Annotated in this window: 17 protein-coding genes; all 17 read right to left on the bottom strand. The window is 51.6% G+C overall.

Going from position 1 to position 16,694, the window contains the following annotated elements; translation table 11 throughout:
• Positions 1-7 precede the first annotated feature (7 nt).
• The 17 genes from sucC to smc all read right to left on the bottom strand — a co-directional run bounded on the left by sucC (position 8) and on the right by smc (position 16,685).
• On the bottom strand, positions 8-1,168 hold the full coding sequence (gene sucC / locus NSQ22_RS06315; RefSeq protein WP_008878603.1) for an ADP-forming succinate--CoA ligase subunit beta: 1,161 nt from the start codon (positions 1,166-1,168) through the stop codon (positions 8-10).
• Between the two features lie 115 nt (positions 1,169-1,283).
• Positions 1,284-1,571: an EscU/YscU/HrcU family type III secretion system export apparatus switch protein gene (locus NSQ22_RS06310; protein ID WP_029760459.1), complete on the bottom strand. Its 288-nt coding sequence runs from the start codon at positions 1,569-1,571 to the stop codon at positions 1,284-1,286.
• The gene (locus tag NSQ22_RS06305) at positions 1,568-3,121 is read right to left on the bottom strand and encodes a flagellar hook-length control protein FliK (protein ID WP_339264342.1); all 1,554 of its coding nucleotides are present in this window, start codon (positions 3,119-3,121) and stop codon (positions 1,568-1,570) included. The genes NSQ22_RS06310 and NSQ22_RS06305 overlap by 4 nt, the downstream gene beginning before the upstream one ends.
• A gap of 81 nt (positions 3,122-3,202) precedes the next feature.
• Positions 3,203-3,982 carry a ribonuclease HII gene (locus NSQ22_RS06300; protein ID WP_108437728.1) on the bottom strand — a complete coding sequence of 260 codons (780 nt, stop codon included), beginning with the start codon at positions 3,980-3,982 and terminating at the stop codon, positions 3,203-3,205.
• 92 nt (positions 3,983-4,074) lie between these two features.
• Complete coding sequence (ylqF, locus tag NSQ22_RS06295) at positions 4,075-4,941, bottom strand: ribosome biogenesis GTPase YlqF (RefSeq protein ID WP_029760456.1); 867 nt, start codon at positions 4,939-4,941, stop codon at positions 4,075-4,077.
• A 12-nt stretch (positions 4,942-4,953) separates the two neighbouring features.
• Complete coding sequence (gene lepB / locus NSQ22_RS06290) at positions 4,954-5,505, bottom strand: signal peptidase I (RefSeq protein WP_339264340.1); 552 nt, start codon at positions 5,503-5,505, stop codon at positions 4,954-4,956.
• Positions 5,506-5,607: 102 nt separating this feature from the next.
• Positions 5,608-5,958, bottom strand: coding sequence for a 50S ribosomal protein L19 (gene rplS, locus NSQ22_RS06285; RefSeq protein WP_029760455.1), 351 nt, complete (start codon positions 5,956-5,958; stop codon positions 5,608-5,610).
• A 136-nt stretch (positions 5,959-6,094) separates the two neighbouring features.
• A complete protein-coding gene (gene trmD / locus NSQ22_RS06280) occupies positions 6,095-6,829 on the bottom strand; it encodes a tRNA (guanosine(37)-N1)-methyltransferase TrmD (protein ID WP_029760454.1) in 735 nt (244 codons plus the stop codon).
• Complete coding sequence (gene rimM / locus NSQ22_RS06275; protein ID WP_035499067.1) at positions 6,829-7,347, bottom strand: ribosome maturation factor RimM; 519 nt, start codon at positions 7,345-7,347, stop codon at positions 6,829-6,831. The genes trmD and rimM overlap by 1 nt, the downstream gene beginning before the upstream one ends.
• 15 nt (positions 7,348-7,362) lie before the next feature.
• A complete protein-coding gene (locus NSQ22_RS06270) occupies positions 7,363-7,749 on the bottom strand; it encodes a YlqD family protein (protein WP_008878612.1) in 387 nt (128 codons plus the stop codon).
• Between the two features lie 47 nt (positions 7,750-7,796).
• Complete coding sequence (locus tag NSQ22_RS06265; protein WP_008878613.1) at positions 7,797-8,033, bottom strand: KH domain-containing protein; 237 nt, start codon at positions 8,031-8,033, stop codon at positions 7,797-7,799.
• Between the two features lie 11 nt (positions 8,034-8,044).
• Positions 8,045-8,317, bottom strand: coding sequence for a 30S ribosomal protein S16 (gene rpsP / locus NSQ22_RS06260; protein WP_008878614.1), 273 nt, complete (start codon positions 8,315-8,317; stop codon positions 8,045-8,047).
• Positions 8,318-8,411: 94 nt separating this feature from the next.
• Entirely contained in the window at positions 8,412-9,752 is a 1,341-nt protein-coding gene (gene ffh / locus NSQ22_RS06255) for a signal recognition particle protein (protein ID WP_029760452.1), read from the bottom strand.
• Between the two features lie 13 nt (positions 9,753-9,765).
• Complete coding sequence (locus NSQ22_RS06250) at positions 9,766-10,098, bottom strand: putative DNA-binding protein (RefSeq protein ID WP_008878616.1); 333 nt, start codon at positions 10,096-10,098, stop codon at positions 9,766-9,768.
• 228 nt (positions 10,099-10,326) lie between these two features.
• On the bottom strand, positions 10,327-11,895 hold the full coding sequence (locus NSQ22_RS06245) for an IS1182 family transposase (RefSeq protein WP_087959916.1): 1,569 nt from the start codon (positions 11,893-11,895) through the stop codon (positions 10,327-10,329).
• Positions 11,896-12,113: 218 nt separating this feature from the next.
• On the bottom strand, positions 12,114-13,103 hold the full coding sequence (ftsY, locus tag NSQ22_RS06240; RefSeq protein WP_029760451.1) for a signal recognition particle-docking protein FtsY: 990 nt from the start codon (positions 13,101-13,103) through the stop codon (positions 12,114-12,116).
• Positions 13,104-13,121: 18 nt separating this feature from the next.
• On the bottom strand, positions 13,122-16,685 hold the full coding sequence (gene smc / locus NSQ22_RS06235) for a chromosome segregation protein SMC (protein ID WP_339264335.1): 3,564 nt from the start codon (positions 16,683-16,685) through the stop codon (positions 13,122-13,124).
• Between the last annotated feature and the right edge of the window lie 9 nt (positions 16,686-16,694).

The following is a 16,694-nucleotide window of genomic DNA, read 5'->3' as shown; positions in this document are numbered from 1 at the left end:
CGCTTTCTTAACGTACTAGCTCGACGATTTTTTGCGCGCCATCTGCCATCGATTCAGCTGCCGTAATGTTCAAGCCCGACTCTTGCAAAATCTTTTTCCCGAGTTCGACGTTCGTTCCTTCAAGCCGGACGACGAGCGGAAGTGTCAAGCCGACTTGCTTCGTCGCTGCGACAATGCCGCTGGCGATGACATCACATTTCATAATGCCACCGAAAATATTGACAAAAATGCCTTTAACATTCGGGTCAGACAAAATGATTTTGAATGCTTCCGTCACTTTTTCCTCGCTAGCGCCGCCGCCAACATCGAGGAAGTTAGCCGGCTCGCCGCCGTAATATTTGATGATGTCCATCGTCGCCATGGCCAAGCCAGCACCGTTGACCATGCAGCCGATGTTACCATCAAGGGCGATGTAGTTCAAATCATATTTCGACGCTTCGACTTCTTTTGGATCTTCCTCATCCAAATCACGGTATTCCATAATATCCGGATGGCGATACAAGGCGTTTGAATCGAAGTTCAATTTCGCATCGAGCGCCATCACTTTGCCGTCGCCGGTAACGACAAGCGGATTGATTTCAGCGATCGAGCAGTCTTTATCGACAAACACTTGATACAAGCCCATCATAAATTTTACGGCTTGGTTGACAAGTTTTTTCGGGATGTTGATGTTGAACGCCAGGCGGCGTGCTTGGAACGCTTGCAATCCGACCGCCGGATCAACGTATTCTTTAAAAATTTTCTCCGGTGTCTTCGCCGCTACTTCTTCGATTTCCGTGCCGCCTTCTTCCGAGCCCATTAAGACGACGCGCGAGGTGGCGCGGTCGACGACAAGGCCGATGTAATATTCTTTTTGGATGTCGCATCCTTCTTCAATAAGAAGCCGTTTGACTTCTTTTCCTTCCGGACCGGTTTGATGGGTGACGAGCACTTTGCCAAGCAATTCGCTGGCGTATGTACGGACTTCCTCTAAGCTTTTGGCCACTTTCACCCCGCCTGCTTTGCCGCGTCCGCCGGCATGAATTTGAGCCTTAACGACGCACACCGACGTGCCGAGTGCTTTCGCCGCTTCAACTGCTTCATCGACCGTGAACGCAACACGACCGTTCGGCACACTTACGCCATAGCTTCGCAAAATTTCTTTTGCTTGGTATTCATGAATGTTCATGCGCCAACCTCCTATGTATAAACTAAAAAAAGTCTTAGCGCTTTCATTTTATACCTAACGTTTCCTGGTTGTCCACCGTTTCGCCGCAAAATTAAGAAATTGAGGAATAGGAAAATTATCCCTTCCCCAATCTCTCCTCTTTCATCGCCCGATCAAGCTGATAAAGAAAGGCAAACAACTCAGCTACAAGTGCGTACAGTCCCTCCGGAATCGCCTCATTGATCTCTACTTCACTTAACAGCTCAACAAGCGATGGGTCCTTTCGCACCGGCACGCCGTACTGCTCAGCTACAGCGATGATTGCCTCGGCGACCTCTCCGCTTCCTTTCGCTTTAACAACCGGCGCCTCATCGACTGCCGCCTCGTACGACAAGGCGACTGCTTTTTTCCGCTCTTCGTTCATATGCGCCAATCCACCTCTCTATACTGGCCGGAAAACGGAAAACTAGATGGTGGCGGCGGCGCAGTGTCCGTTGTTTTCACATCAATGCCTGAGAGTGTATAGCCGTGCGCCTGCAATCGTTCTTTCACGAGCGGGGCAAAACGGGCTGTGAGCGCTGGCAGCTGCGGATCATCATGAAATATAGAGATGTGAACAATCCGCCGCTGAATGCGCATATCGACAACGATCTCGTTTAACGTCTCGAGCGTTAAGCAACAAACAATGCGACTATAATCTTCATCAAGTCGACCGCTAGGTTTCCGTTTCCCTTGCCAGCACACGGCAAAATCGCTCAAACGGGAGCCAAGCGACAGCGGAAACGCGATCCATACGTGTTCGGGCGTTCCATCGCCGCCAGCAGCGATGGTCATCCCATCGATCTGGTCAAGGAGCGCTTCAGCCGCCTGTTTCGCTTCCCTGTCCCCCGGCTCGCGAAGAAAGTAAAGAAGCAACCTTTTCAACGATGGGGGACCTGCTGGCAAAGCTCCGGTTTTCACCGCACAAGCGAGCGCTGCCTCATCTCCAAGTCCGAGACGCTTGGCCATCCGCCGCAGCCAATGAAATAACGACAGCGCAGAATCACCGGTGGCTCTAGCAGCCGCCCACAGCTTTGCTTCCGCTTCAGAAAGTTCCTCGTTTTTGTAAGCAGCATCTACAGCGGCAAACCGTGCGAAAAGCGCTTCCTCATCGGCTAAACCAAGCTGCCTGCCCGCCTCCGCAAACTGTCGCTGCCGCACCGCCTCTTGAAGCGCTAAACGCCGTTTCTCCGGCAACGGGGTTAATCCAAGACGAGCGAGGAGTGAGCGCGCCGGTTCCGCTTCTTGTCCTTCGGCCGAAAGGAGCACATGCACAACCGTCTCGTAAACGAACAGCGGCGGCGAAAGAAGCCGATCGACCGCTCGACCAAGATTGAGCGCAGCTGGATGGGTGGAAAGTGCAGCTAGCGCCGCTTTCAGTCTACCTAGCCCGAAAGCAAGTGGAGCACCGGTTTTTGCCGCCCATAACGCCCGAAACACAGCCGAAGACGGCGGCAGCCGGCGGCGGAACAAGTAAGCGATCACATCTTCAGCATCGGCCGAACGACCTGTTTCTCTCACTGCCTCAGCCAGCTCTACGATTTCCCTCTTCGTTACGACCGCCCCTGCTTTTAACGCTTGGCGGAGCACCGGCAAAGCGGCAGCTGGCAGCTTCCACGTCTGTTGCCATTGACGCGCGGCCTCCTCATCAGATAAAATAAACGTCCGCTCGGGAAAGGGGGTGGCTTTCCAATAGAGCGTTCCCCCTTGTTGTTTGATTTCAAACAAGTACGTGCGTCCGAGGATAAGCGATGCCTCAAGCCGAGCGCTCACAAGCTGGCTGCCGACACGAACAAGCGCCACCCGTTCTCCACCTTTCGTTTCCTCCACCCGCTCAACCCGGCCAACGACCGCCTGTCCGGGCCGAAACCGCTGATTTGACGTTGCATCACGGACAGCTGTCACCGGAAAAGTTCGTTCCATCCGCTCTACCATTCGCTTCCCATCCTTTCATTCCGGCCTAGCTTAGAGAGCGCATCCCCCTTCGATCTGCATTGCTACAACGCACCTTGTTGGCTATGATTGAACGCCGAGCGCTTCCCTTACCGGCGCGAACGAACGACGATGTTCATCCGTCACGCCATAGCGGCGAATCGCTGCAAGATGCTCCGGCGTCCCGTAGCCCATATGACGGGCAAATCCATATTGCGGATAGCGGCGATCAAGCTCATGCATCCATCGGTCACGTGTCACTTTGGCAATGATTGACGCAGCAGCGATCGAGGCGCTGTTGGCATCGCCTTTTATGAGACGTTGCTGCGGCAGTGCACACGGCACGGTCATCGCATCGACAAGCAAATGCTCTGGCGACGGCGAGAGCGCGGCAACCGCTTTGGCCATTGCCTGCTTCGTCGCTTCATAAATGTTCCATTCATCGATTTCGGCCGCGCTTACAATGCCGACACCGATCGCGACGGCGCACTCCTCAATTTGCGCAAATAGCGCCTCGCGCTTGGCTGGCGTCAGCCGTTTCGAGTCGTCAAGCCCGGGCAAATAGGCGTCTTTCGGCAAAATGACTGCCGCAGCGACGACCGGGCCGGCCAGCGGTCCGCGCCCGGCTTCATCAATGCCGGCAATTCGCTCGATGCCAGCGGCATATAGTTCACGCTCATAGCGCATCAGCTCTTCCCACCGCTGCCGTGCCGCTTTCTCCCGCTCCTTTTGCTTAACAAAGCGGGCAAGAAGCGCCTGCACGCTTTTCCGCTCATCGCACCGCAGCATCTCCCAGCGTGGGTCGCTTTCTCCTTCGAGCTCTGGTAGCAGCGCTTCAATTTCTTTGACCGTATACTGTTTCATAACCCTCTCCCTTTTCTACTTATACTATCGGACGCATTCCGCGCGTTGTGAAGCGAAACATTCATTCAAAGGAAAAACGCCCGCCAGACGCATTACGTCCATAAAGCGGGCGTTTCAAAGCTGAGCCGTCCTAATTTTTCTGTGCGAATGTCATACAAGACGATGTCAGCCACTTTATCGTAATCGATGCCGCCGCCCCCTGTCAGGCAGCCGCGCCGTCGGCCGATGGCATCAAACAAAGCAACAATGTCATCGGGAATGCGGTCAAGGCCATAGCGCTCCGTAATCCGCTCGGGATAATGGCTGGATAAAAAGCGAAGCGCGTACACCGCAACGTCCTGCAAATTTAAAATTTCGTCCTTAATCGCGCCCGTGACTGCCAGCCTGTAACCGACATCCTCATCTTCAAACTTCGGCCATAAAATGCCGGGCGTATCGAGCAGCTCCATCTCTTTTCCGACTTTAATCCATTGCTGCGCTTTTGTCACCCCCGGCTTATCGCCGGTTTTGGCGATATGGCGGCCGGCAAGCCGATTGATAAGCGTTGATTTGCCGACGTTCGGAATGCCGACAATAAGCGCCCGCACCGGACGCGGATTTTTAATTCCTTTCGCCCTCATTTTGTCGAACTTGTCTTTCACCATCTCTTTCGCCGCAGCGACGATTTGTTTTACTCCGGTTCCGCTTTGCGCATCGATGGCTATGGCTGTTCTCCCTTGGTCACGGAAATAGCGGATCCATTGTTCCGTTACTGCCTCATCGGCCATATCGGCTTTATTGAGTAAAATGAGGCGCGTTTTTTGGCCGAGAATATCGTCAATCATCGGGTTGCGTGACGACATCGGCACGCGGGCGTCAAGCAGTTCGAACGCCACATCAATCAGTTTTAGTTTTTCTTGTACTTCCCGCTTCGCTTTCGCCATATGGCCGGGAAACCATTGAATCATCGTCATTGGCATCACCTGCCTCGTTTATTTCGCAATCCGGACGCCACCAAGCGGCCAGTAGACAATATTCGCCTTGCCGACAACTTTCTCCATCGGAATGAAACCGATATGACGGCTATCTTTGCTGAAACGGCGATTGTCACCCATGACGAACAAATGTCCTTCCGGCACGGTGCTCTGTCCGGTCAACTCCTCTAACGTAAACGGCTCGGTCAGCGGCCCGTCGGCTACCTGCTTTTTATATTCGCCCAAATACGGCTCGTCATACGGCTTGCCGTTGACATAGAGTGTGTCGTTTTTATATTCGATCCGGTCGCCGGGCAGGCCGATGACCCGCTTGATATAGTCTCTCCCTTCTTCAGCGTGAAAAACAATAATATCGAAGCGGTTTGGCATGCCGATTTTATAGGCCAATTTATTGACGATCATCCGCTCATGGTTATGTAATGTTGGCATCATTGAATAGCCGTCGACAATAATCGGGGCGAAAATAAAATAGCGGATGCCCCCAGTCAACAAGACCGCGACGACAATGGCTTTCAACCACTCACGCCATTCGCTTTTCTTCTGTTCCATCTTTTCTCCCACCCAAATCATAATTTACCCGCTTCGCCGACGGATAGTGAAAAAAGGAGCTTGAAAGCAAGCTCCTTTTTCGCTACGACCCACTGATGTCCATTATTGAGCCGTTTTTTCTTTAATGCGCGCCGCTTTGCCGCGAAGTGCACGCAAGTAGTACAATTTCGCGCGGCGTACTTTCCCGCGACGGACAACTTCCAGCTTGGCGATTTTCGGCGTATGCACTGGGAACGTGCGCTCAACACCGACGCCATAGGACACTTTGCGAACAGTGAACGTTTCGCTGATGCCCGCCCCGCGCCGTTTAATGACGACACCTTCAAACACTTGGATGCGCTCACGGCTACCTTCCACAACTTTTACGTGGACGCGCACCGTGTCACCCGGACGGAAATCCGGTAAATCTGTCCGCAGTTGTTCTTTTGTAATTTCTTGGATTAAATGATGCATCATTTTCCACTCCTTCCACAGATGTTCATGCCAATGCGTCTCATTCATTGCAGCGGAACATCGTTTTCCATCCTTAAGCATACCGCTTAAGCAACACAAAGAATATGATAGCATAAACATCGACTGCAAGCAATAGTTATTCTCGCTCTTGCTCCCACTCTTTCAGCCATTGCTTTTGCTTCTCGGTGAGCGGATAATCGACAAGCAAATCCGGACGTTTTTGCACCGTCCGGCGAAGCGATTCCTTCTCGCGCCATTCGGCGATGAGCTGATGGTTTCCTGACAGCAACACATCCGGCACTTTCATGCCGCGAAAATCAGCCGGCCTTGTATATTGTGGGTACTCAAGCAGTCCAGAACTAAATGAGTCATCAACCGGTGATGCCTCGTTGCCGAGAACGCCAGGAAGGAGGCGAACAACGCTGTCGACAATCACCATGGCGCCGAGCTCTCCACCGGTTAAAATGTAATCACCAATTGAAATTTCGTCGGTCACTAAATATTGGCGAATTCGTTCGTCATAACCCTCATAATGGCCGCAAATAAGCACCAAGTGTTCTTCTTTGGCGAGCTCCTCCGCCTTTTTTTGCGTGTAGCGCTCACCTTGCGGGCAAAGCAAAATGATGCGCGCGCCTGGCGACTCCGCCGTCACATGTTCCACCGCATCAAAAATCGGCTGCGGCTTCAATACCATGCCGGCACCGCCGCCGTATGGATAATCATCGACCGTTTTATGCTTGTTGTCGGCAAATTCGCGGAAGTTAACGAGACGGATGTTCACTGCTCCCTTTTCTTGCGCCTTCTTTAAAATCGACTCATTCAGCACGCCGGGAAACATGTCGGGAAACAGCGTTAAAATATCGATCCGCATCATTCAAGCAGTCCTTCCATCGGCCGGATGATGATTATCTTCCGTTCAGGGTCGACGTGCATGACGACATCGTCAATATACGGAATGAGTGCGTCGGTGCCGTCTTGGCGCCGGACGACCCAAACGTCATTCGCACCCGGCGTTAAAATTTCTTTTACTTTACCGATCGTTTCGCCCGCTTCCGTCACAACCGTACAATCGATAATTTCATGGAAATAATATTCTCCTTCGTTCAGCTCGCCAAGCTGGCTCTCCGGCACCTTCAGCATTGCCCCTTTAAACGGCTCGACGTCATTAATGCTGTCATACCCTTCAAACGATAGCAAATCGAACGACTTATGAACGCGGTGGCTCTTTACAGTCACTTCAATCGGCTCAGTGTCGCATTCACGGAAAATGTACAGTTTGTTTCCTTTTTTGTACCGCTCTTCCGGAAAATCGGTTCGCGAAATGACGCGCACTTCACCGCGAATACCGTGTGTGTTGACGATCTTGCCAACATTAAACCATCGTTCCATCACCTTCATCCCCTCTTAACGAATCTCTTTGACGACGCCATCTTCAACGATGATGGCACGCGCCTTTGTCACCTCTTCCCAGCGGTCGCCGACGTTCACCTCGATAAGCGCCTCGACTTCCCGCTCCTTCAACTCACTGCCTAACGGTAGCATATGTAATTGTTCAAGCTGAAACTCCAGCAGTTTTATTTTCTCCATGCGGTCATCAATTTGTTTCGCAAAATATTGTTTCACTAAAGCAGGTGAGTATTTTCCGCTTTTCTCCATCTTCTTTTGTTCGAAACGAAGTTGGTCGCACTCGCGCTCAAGTTGTTGCTTACGTGCCACAAACGTGGCAGCGAGCATCTGTTTGCTTCGCTCGGTGACAATTTGACGCACCTCGACCGTTTGAATCAGCTTCATTCCTTTCCCCCTTTTACAACAATATCAAAAAAGGGAGAGGAATGTCCTCACCCTTTTTCTTTCACTTGCACGATAACCCGCTTTGGCGACCCGGCCGCGGCAGCGTAGACGACTGTACGAATCGCATGGATCGTCCGTCCTTGCTTGCCGATCACTTTGCCGACATCCTCGGCATGCACCGACAGCTCGTAGATGACTGCCTGTTCTTCCTCACGGCTTTCAACCGCCACCGCTTCCGGATAATCGACAAGTGCCTTAACGATCGTTTCAATGAGCGGTTTCATGCTTGTCTCTCTTATTTGCCGTATTTTAAGTTATGGAACTTCTCTAAAATACCTTGTTTCGACAGCAAGCTGCGCACTGTATCCGACGGTTTGGCGCCGTTTTGCAACCATTTGAGCGCTAGCTCTTCATTGATTTTAATTTCCGCCGGCTCAGCAACCGGGTTGTACGTGCCGATCGTTTCAATGAAACGACCGTCGCGCGGCGAACGCGAGTCTGCAACAACAATGCGGTAGAATGGGTTTTTCTTTGCACCCATGCGTTTTAAACGAATTTTTACTGCCATAGTTTGTACGCACCTCCGTATATAGTTCACACAAGATAGTATATTAACAATTCTTTTTCCGTTTGTAAAGGTTTTTCGCTTAACAGAACATCATTTACATAAATGGGAAGCGAAATCCTTTTTTCTTCCCTTTTGGCATATTCGTCATCATTTTCATCATTTTTTTCATGTCGTCAAACTGCTTCAAAAGCCGGTTTACTTCTTGCACAGTCGTACCGCTTCCTTTGGCGATCCGCTTTTTCCGGCTGCCGTTAATGATTTCCGGATGCATTTTTTCTTCTTTGGTCATCGAGCGAATGATCGCTTCAACGCGGGCAATTTGCTTTTCATCGACTTGGATGTTATCCAGCCCTTTGATTTTATTAGCACCTGGCAACATTTTCAAAATTTCATCGAGCGGGCCAAGCTTGCGCACTTGACCGAGCTGATCCAAAAAGTCATCGAACGTAAACGTTGCCGTGCGCATTTTTTGCTCAAGCTCTTTCGCCTTCTCCTCATCAACGGCGGCTTGAGCTTTTTCAATGAGCGTCAGGACGTCGCCCATTCCTAAAATGCGTGACGCCATTCGCTCCGGATGGAACGGCTCCAAGGCGTCAAGCTTTTCGCCCATCCCGACAAACTTGATCGGCGCCCCAGTGACGGCGCGAATCGACAACGCTGCTCCTCCACGCGTATCGCCGTCAAGTTTCGTTAAAATCACACCGGTAATGCCGAGCTGTTCGTGGAAGCTTTGAGCGACATTGACGGCATCTTGTCCAGTCATGGCGTCAACGACGAGGAAAATTTCATCCGGTTTGACGGCCTCTCTCATTTGCTTCAGCTCATCCATGAGCGCCTCGTCGACATGAAGGCGGCCGGCCGTATCGATGAGCACGTAGTCATGATGCTCCTCTTTCGCCCGCTCGAGCGCCTGTTTGGCGATCTCAACGGGATTGGCGTGCTCGCCTAACGAAAAAACGGGCATATTTAACTGTTTGCCGAGCGTCTCAAGTTGCTTGATCGCTGCCGGACGATAGACGTCAGCAGCCACAAGCAGCGGCTTGCGGTTATGCCGTTTACGCAACAAGTTGGCGAGCTTTCCGGTCGTCGTCGTTTTCCCGGCCCCTTGCAGCCCGACCATCATGACGACCGTTGGCGGCTTCTTGGCGACGGCGATTTTGCTCTGCTCGCCGCCCATGAGCGCTGTCAGTTCTTCTTTTACGACCTTAATAACTTGCTGGCCTGGTGTTAAGCTTTTCAGCACTTCCTGACCGACGGCCCGCTCGCTCACCCGTTTAATAAAATCCTTCACGACTTTAAAGTTGACGTCCGCTTCTAACAAAGCCAGACGCACTTCTCGCATCATCTCTTTTACATCGGCCTCGGTCACTTTTCCTTTGCCGCGGATTCGATTCATGACATGTTGCAAGCGTTCGGATAACCCTTCAAACGCCATCGCGTTCACCCCCTTAATCGAGCTCATCAAGCTCGTTGACTAGCGCTGCCAATTCAGCATCGGCGCTATAATGTTGGCGAACGTAGTCTTTCAATCGCCCGATGAGCTGCTGTCGTCGCTCATATTTTTGCAGCAGTCCGAGCTTTTCTTCATATTGTTCCAGCATCGCTTCTGTGCGCCGGATATTATCGTACACCGCCTGGCGGCTCACCTTATATTGTTCGGCAATTTCCCCGAGGGAGTAGTCGTCCAAGTAGTAGAGCGTCATGTAATTGCGCTGTTTCGGTGTCAGCAGCGCTTGGTAAAAATCGTACAAATAGTTCATGCGCATCGTTTTTTCCAGCACCGGACTCTCCCTCCCTCATTGTTAAGTGAAAATCCTTTACAAAAGTGAGTGTACTTTGTTTACCGGCCGTTGTCAAGATAAAGGCCATTCGTTTTGTTTCGCTTCCGTGGCATAACAAAAACAGGAGGCTGACTCAAAAGGTCGTTAAACCGACCTTTTGGGGACAGCCTCTGTTTCTTTTCTTTACTATTTGGTTATTTATTCCTTTTTTGAAACGAGAATTTCTCCTTATTTCTGAATTTTATCCTGTTTTTTCTTTGTTGGATCGGTTGTGGCCGCCCACTTTCTCAAATTGTGAGCAGCACAAATAAGCCCCCATTCCAAGGTAATTTTTGGGAGCCCTCTTAACAAAAAGCGCTGAAATTGCTGGTTGTGCTTGATTTGCCCAAACACCGGCTCGTTTTCGATTTGTCGTTTTCGGTACGTCGCCGCCCCTTCTTCCGTGGACAGCCGTTTACGGATCTCTTGCCGTTGTTGTTGATTTCTCAAGGAAACGCGGATGGTTTTCGTGTCTTTGCCTTTGGCGCATGTCGCCTGAAACGGGCATCCGGCACAAGCCGTACAACGATACGTCCGTTTGACGGTAACGTACCCGTTGTCGGTCGTTTCCTTCCGTTCATACACAAACACCAACCGTTCCCCTTTGACGCAAATCCACTCATCCAGCTCCTCATCATACGTCATGTTCTCGATTCGGCCGATCTCCTTCGCCCACGCTTTCGTTTGTTCCCGATCCAACGTGTTGTACTTGATCAGGGCGACTATCTCCTTTTTCTCACAGTACGTGTAGTTCTCCTCACTCCCATAGGCGGAATCCGCAATGGCTTGTTTAGGCATTGGACGCCCATAGGCGGCCAATTGCTCCAAATGCGGAATGAAACATCCGGCATCCCCTGCCCGTTGATGCACGCTAAATCCAGTGATGAATTGGTTCTCTGTCCCAATCTGCACATTGTACCCCGGTTTGAGCTGGCCGTTTTTCATATGGTCGTCCTTCATCCGCATAAACGTGGCATCCGGATCCGTTTTCGAAAAACTGTTCCGTTCGCCTAATCTTTCTTTGTATTCTTCATATTTTTTCTTACGGGGGAGAAGATCTTGTTCCAATTGCCGTTTGGCTTTCTTTAACGTACGATTCTTCGGCTCTTTCTTTAGGCGCTCTTCCACTTGTTCGATGACGGCTTCGATCCTTTCGGACGTGATCGGTGAAGCTTCCAGCTTTTCTTGAAAATCCCCCTCTTGTTCCGCCTCTTCATCTTCTTTCGTCACCTGTTCGATCGAGGCAACGATTTTCCGGAATTTCTCCTCCAGTTTCTGATCGTACTTTTCCGTTGATTTGCGCCAAACGAATGTATATCGGTTGGCATTGGCTTCGATTTTCGTTCCATCCAGAAAATAATCCTCTAACTTGACCAGCCCTTCTTGACGCAGAAGATCGACAATGGAGAAAAACGTTTCGTAAATGATGTCCTTCATCCGTTCCGACCGAAATCGGTTGATCGTGCGAAAATCCGGTGTTTGATGGCCGGATAGCCACATAAAGTAAATGTTTTCTTTCAACTGCTTGGCGATTTGGCGAGAGGAGTAGATCCGATTGGCGTAGGCATACAGGATGACTTTCAACATCATTTTCGGATGATAGGCTGGACGCCCTCCGCCAAGATAGAGGGAAACGAACAGAGCCGGATCCATTTTTTCCACTGCCAGATCCACAATCCGGCAAAGATGATGTTTGGGAATGAAAATTTCAAGATCCATTGGCAAAATGAGTTGATCTCGGTTATAATAAATGTACATAAGAAAACCGTCCTTTCTTTGGTAGGGTTGTGGTGACTCTATTATACCAAAAGAGGAACGGTTTTCTTCTTTTTTATCCAAAAAAGTGTCCCAAAAGCGAACGCTATGCGAACACTTTTGGGACATCCTCCTGTAAGCATGAGCACACGGGCCTCCCCGACAAGCAACGCCCCGCCTCGAATTAGGCGCTTGCGCCATAACTTACGAACAAAACAACGTTATTGTTCATCAAACAACCCAGCAAACAAACCGTAAACATATTTTTCCGCGTCAAATGGCTGCAAGTCGTCCATTTTTTCACCGAGGCCGACAAATTTAACTGGAATGGCAAGCTCGTTGCGAATGGCGAGCACGATGCCGCCTTTCGCCGTGCCATCAAGTTTCGTCAACACGATGCCAGTGACATCGGTTGCTTCTTTAAATAGCTTCGCCTGGCTCATGGCATTTTGCCCAGTCGTCGCATCCAGCACAAGCAGCACTTCATGCGGCGCACCCGGAATTTCGCGGCTGATGACACGTTTTACTTTCTCGAGCTCTTTCATTAAATTCACTTTGTTTTGCAGCCGCCCGGCTGTGTCGCACAGCAGCACATCGACGCCGCGCGCTTTCGCCGCTTGAATCGCATCATACATGACGGCTGCCGGGTCAGAACCGGCCGTTTGTTTAATGACGTCGACCCCGACGCGCTCGCCCCATACCTCGAGCTGCTCGATCGCCCCAGCGCGGAACGTATCGCCTGCGGCTAAGAGCACCGATTTCCCTTCCGATTTCAGCTTATGGGCGAGTTTGCCGATCGTTGTCGTTTTGCCGACGCCGTTGACACCGACAAACAAAATGACCGTCAGTCCGCTCGTTTGGATATTCAAAGCAGAAAGCTCGCTGTCATCGGCACCAGCGCGGTAAATGTCAATGAGCTTCTCGGCGATGACGTCGCGCATTTGCGCTGAGTCTTGAATATTGCGGCGCTTCACTTCCATTTTCAGCTCGTCAACCAACTCCATGACGGTCGTCACGCCGACATCGGCCGCGATTAAAATTTCTTCGAGCTCTTCAAAAAACTCTTCATCCACTTTCCGGTAGCGGGCGATGAGATCGTTCACCTTCCCAGCAAGTGAATCGCGCGTTTTTGACAACCCTTCTTTAAACTTCTCAGTAACGGCATCGGCTTGTTTCGTCCATTTTTCTTTCAACTTTTGAAAAAAGCCCATTGAGGCTCCTCCTTTCCACTATGACTGCACGAGCTGCTTCGAATCTTCGAGACGAACGGAAACGAGCTTCGAGACGCCGGATTCCTGCATTGTGACGCCATAAAGCACGTCCGCCTCTTCCATCGTCCCTTTTCGATGGGTGATCACAATAAACTGAGTGTCGCGGCTGAACCGCTTCAAATATTGGGCATAGCGCTGCACATTTGCCTCATCAAGCGCCGCTTCGACTTCATCAAGGACGCAAAACGGCACTGGGCGCACTTTTAAAATCGAGAACAACAGAGCGATCGCAGTCAGCGCCCGCTCGCCGCCAGAGAGCAAGCTTAAATGCTGCAGCTTTTTCCCGGGCGGTTGAGCGACGATGTCCACACCTGTCTCTAACAAATTGTTCGGATCGGTCAGCCGTAAATCGGCGCGCCCGCCGCCGAACAGCTCGCGGAACACCTCGCTGAAATGGGCGCGGATTTGTTCGAAGGTCGTGAAAAACCGTTTCTTCATTTCCTCGTCCATTTCCTCAATGACTTGGTGAAGTGTCGCTTTCGCTTCTTCCAAATCGGCCTTTTGCTCGCTCAAAAAGCGATGTCGCTCGGAAACGCGCTCATACTCGTCGATCGCTCCCAAGTTAACGGTGCCAAGCTCCTCAATGGCTCGCTTGATGAGCTTCACCCGCTTGCGCGCCTCATCGGCGCCAATTTCGAGCGGATACCCGGAACGAGCTGCTTCAAACGATAGCCCGTACTCTTCGCTGAGACGGGAGAGCAAATTGGCAAGTTCCACGTCGAGCCGGTTCAGCTTCACTTCCTCATCTTTGACGACCTCAACAAGCTGTTTATGTTGCCGCTTCGCTTCTTTCCATTCCTGCTCCAAATGCTCAAGCCGCCGTTGGCAGTCGAGCCGCTGTTCGCGGCGGCTCGTGATCAGTTCAAGCGTTTTTTGCTTGTCCTCGAGCTTTTGCTGCCGCAGCTGCTCAAGTTCTTCTTCATTCCATTCCGGCGCTTCCATTTCCGCTTGCAAGGCAGCCCGTTCACGCTCTGCTTGCTGGAGTCCGCGGGCAGTTTCGGCAAGCTCCGCTTCGATCTCCTCGGCTTTCCGACGTGCGTGCTTCACTCGCTCTTTCGTTTCCGCCAACGCGATTTTTTTCTCAGTGATCGCCACTTGCAGCGCTTCTTTCGTTGTTTGCTCCGTCTGTTTTTGCACCTGCAGCCGGTTGATGTCCTCATCGATCGCCTGAAGCTTCTCTGCAAGCTGTTGAAGTTGCCCATCAATGGCGCCCAAGCGGTTGTTCAGCTCCGCTATTTCGCGTTCATCGTTCGCTTTTTCTTCATCATATAAGGCGAGTCGCTCATCGATTCGCTTTTTCTGCCACTCAAGTTCGCGCTGCTCCTCTTTCTCTTCTTGCAGCGACTGTTGCAGCCTAGCAATCTCCTCTTTGAGCATCGCCGCCTCCGCTTCCCATTCTGCCCGTTCGCGTCGTTTTGCAGCCATGTCGCGCTCCAAACGGGCGATGACATCATCCATTTCCCGCAGTTTGGCGGCGATCGTCTCAAGCTCACGATTTCGACCTAGCAATGAAGCGGTTTTTTTCGCCGCCCCGCCGCCTGTCATCGCCCCGCCAGGGCTGACGACATCGCCATCGAGCGTCACGAGCCGATATCGATAGTGAAGGAGCTTCGCTAACTCATTCGCCCCTTTTAAATCGGCCGTCACAATCACATGACCGAGCAAATGGGCAATCGCCGCTGCATAAATGTCATCATACTCAATAAGCTCACTAGCGATGCCAACAAACGCCGGATGACCGCTAATCGCCGCACGTTCCCGCTCGGAAAGGGAGCGCGCCTGAATGACATCAAGCGGCAAAAACGTCGCTCGCCCGTAGCCGTTCGTTTTCAAAAAATGAATGGCTTGCCGCGCTGCTTGTTCGCTGTCAACAACGATATGCTGCATCGCGCCGCCAAGCGCCGTTTCAATCGCGATTTCGTAGCGACCCGGAACGCGGATGAGCTCAACGATCGCCCCACGGATGCCGGGCAGCCGATTGCGAGCCTTGAGCACTTCTTTTACTCCTTGGAAAAAGCCGGCATACTCGTGTTGCATCTCCTCAAGCCACTGCTGGCGCGCTTTTGCTTGTTGCCGATATTGGCGTGCCTGATGAAGCGACGTCTCTTTCTGTTCGAGCTCCACTTGTTGTTCTTTGAGCGCCGATTCGAGAGCTGCCAGTTTGCTGCTCGCTTCGGTGATCGCCTGTTCCAGACGGGATAGCTCAGCCAATAAAGCTGCACGCTGCTGCTCGAGCTGGTTGCGCTGTTTTAAATGGTCGCTGTTCGCTTCATTTAACGCCGCTTGCTTCGCACGAAGCTTATGGATGGCTTGTTCCACATGCAAGCGCTCATTTTTCAATGCCGCCTGTTCATGGACAAGATCAATGTAATCGCCCTTTCGTCGTTCGATTTCTTCTTCGATGTCGACTTCGTGGGCTGAAAGCAGCGCTTGTTGTTCTTTCAATTCCTTCTCCAGTGCGGCCGCACCTGCTTCAAGTTGGGTGAGGGCGGCTTTTTCCGAACGGAGCTGCTCTGTCAGGCGGCGCCACTTTTCCGTCAACGCAATGACTGTTTCGTCAAGCTGTTCGATGCGCTGGGAGGCGTGTTTTTTCCGCTCTTTCAGCACTTCTTTCCGCCCCTCGAGCTTCTCCAGCTCTTCGCTCGCTAAAAGAAGCACTTGCTGCAAACCGTCGACCGATTCATCAATGGCGGTGATTTGGTCGCGCAGCTGCTCGATATGGGCTTCCGTTTTTTGCAGCTCCGCCGCCAATCTCCCTTCTTCTTGTTGATGCTCATTAAGCGCCTCATTTAGCTCGCTCCATTGCCGATGCAGCTGCTCGATATCATGCACCATAAGCGCTACTTCAAACCGCTCGAGCTCTTCCCGTTTTTCCAAATACTCTTTAGCGATCGACGCCTGCATCCGGAGCGGCTCAAGCTGTTGCCCGAGCTCATGCAAAATGTCGTTGACCCGCTGCAAGTTGTCTTGCGTTTCCGCTAGTTTCGTCTCTGCCTTTTTTTTGCGCAATTTGTATTTCAAAACCCCGGCTGCCTCTTCAAAAATCGTACGCCGCTCTTCCGGCTTACTGCTTAAAATTTCTTCGACCCGGCCTTGGCCAATGATCGAAAACGCCTCCTTGCCAAGCCCGGAATCGAGAAACAAGTCGACAATATCTTTTAGGCGGCACGGTTGGCGGTTGATGAAAAATTCGCTTTCCCCCGAACGATAGACGCGTCGGGTTACACTGACTTCCTGGTACTCTAACGGCAAAAAGCCATCTTCGTTATCGAGCGTGATCGTCACCTCGGCCACATTGAGCGGTTTGCGCGAGTCACTGCCGGCGAAAATGACATCTTCCATTTTCGCACCGCGCAGTGATTTCACTGACTGTTCCCCGAGCACCCAACGAATCGCATCCGTAATGTTGCTTTTTCCGCTTCCGTTCGGGCCGACGACCGCCGTCACGCCGGGAACGAAGTCAATTGATACGCGATCGGCAAACGATTTGAAGCCGATCACATCTAACCGTTTGAGGAACATGATCTGGTG

It is taken from the genome of Geobacillus sp. FSL K6-3411 (assembly GCF_037965715.1).
Lineage (GTDB): Bacteria > Bacillota > Bacilli > Bacillales > Anoxybacillaceae > Geobacillus > Geobacillus thermodenitrificans.
The sequence above is the reverse complement of the archived record's forward strand: the minus strand, read 5'-3'. Positions and strand labels throughout refer to the sequence as shown.

What these genes read in the sequence shown, in the direction of transcription:
- sucC (WP_008878603.1), bottom strand. Translation starts at nt 1,168, where the DNA reads ATGAACATTCATGAATACCAAGCAAAAGAAATTTTGCGAAGCTATGGC.
- NSQ22_RS06270 (WP_008878612.1), bottom strand. Translation starts at nt 7,749, where the DNA reads ATGAAGCTGATTCAAACGGTCGAGGTGCGTCAAATTGTCACCGAGCGA.
- NSQ22_RS06310 (WP_029760459.1), bottom strand. Translation starts at nt 1,571, where the DNA reads ATGAACGAAGAGCGGAAAAAAGCAGTCGCCTTGTCGTACGAGGCGGCA.
- NSQ22_RS06245 (WP_087959916.1), bottom strand. Translation starts at nt 11,895, where the DNA reads ATGTACATTTATTATAACCGAGATCAACTCATTTTGCCAATGGATCTT.
- trmD (WP_029760454.1), bottom strand. Translation starts at nt 6,829, where the DNA reads ATGCGGATCGATATTTTAACGCTGTTTCCCGACATGTTTCCCGGCGTG.
- NSQ22_RS06300 (WP_108437728.1), bottom strand. Translation starts at nt 3,982, where the DNA reads ATGAAACAGTATACGGTCAAAGAAATTGAAGCGCTGCTACCAGAGCTC.
- ffh (WP_029760452.1), bottom strand. Translation starts at nt 9,752, where the DNA reads ATGGCGTTTGAAGGGTTATCCGAACGCTTGCAACATGTCATGAATCGA.
- smc (WP_339264335.1), bottom strand. Translation starts at nt 16,685, where the DNA reads ATGTTCCTCAAACGGTTAGATGTGATCGGCTTCAAATCGTTTGCCGAT.
- rpsP (WP_008878614.1), bottom strand. Translation starts at nt 8,317, where the DNA reads ATGGCAGTAAAAATTCGTTTAAAACGCATGGGTGCAAAGAAAAACCCA.
- NSQ22_RS06265 (WP_008878613.1), bottom strand. Translation starts at nt 8,033, where the DNA reads ATGAAACCGCTCATTGAAACGATCGTTAAGGCACTTGTCGATTATCCG.
- ftsY (WP_029760451.1), bottom strand. Translation starts at nt 13,103, where the DNA reads ATGGGCTTTTTTCAAAAGTTGAAAGAAAAATGGACGAAACAAGCCGAT.
- lepB (WP_339264340.1), bottom strand. Translation starts at nt 5,505, where the DNA reads ATGGAACAGAAGAAAAGCGAATGGCGTGAGTGGTTGAAAGCCATTGTC.
- ylqF (WP_029760456.1), bottom strand. Translation starts at nt 4,941, where the DNA reads ATGCCAATGACGATGATTCAATGGTTTCCCGGCCATATGGCGAAAGCG.
- rimM (WP_035499067.1), bottom strand. Translation starts at nt 7,347, where the DNA reads ATGGAACGATGGTTTAATGTTGGCAAGATCGTCAACACACACGGTATT.
- NSQ22_RS06305 (WP_339264342.1), bottom strand. Translation starts at nt 3,121, where the DNA reads ATGGTAGAGCGGATGGAACGAACTTTTCCGGTGACAGCTGTCCGTGAT.
- rplS (WP_029760455.1), bottom strand. Translation starts at nt 5,958, where the DNA reads ATGCATCATTTAATCCAAGAAATTACAAAAGAACAACTGCGGACAGAT.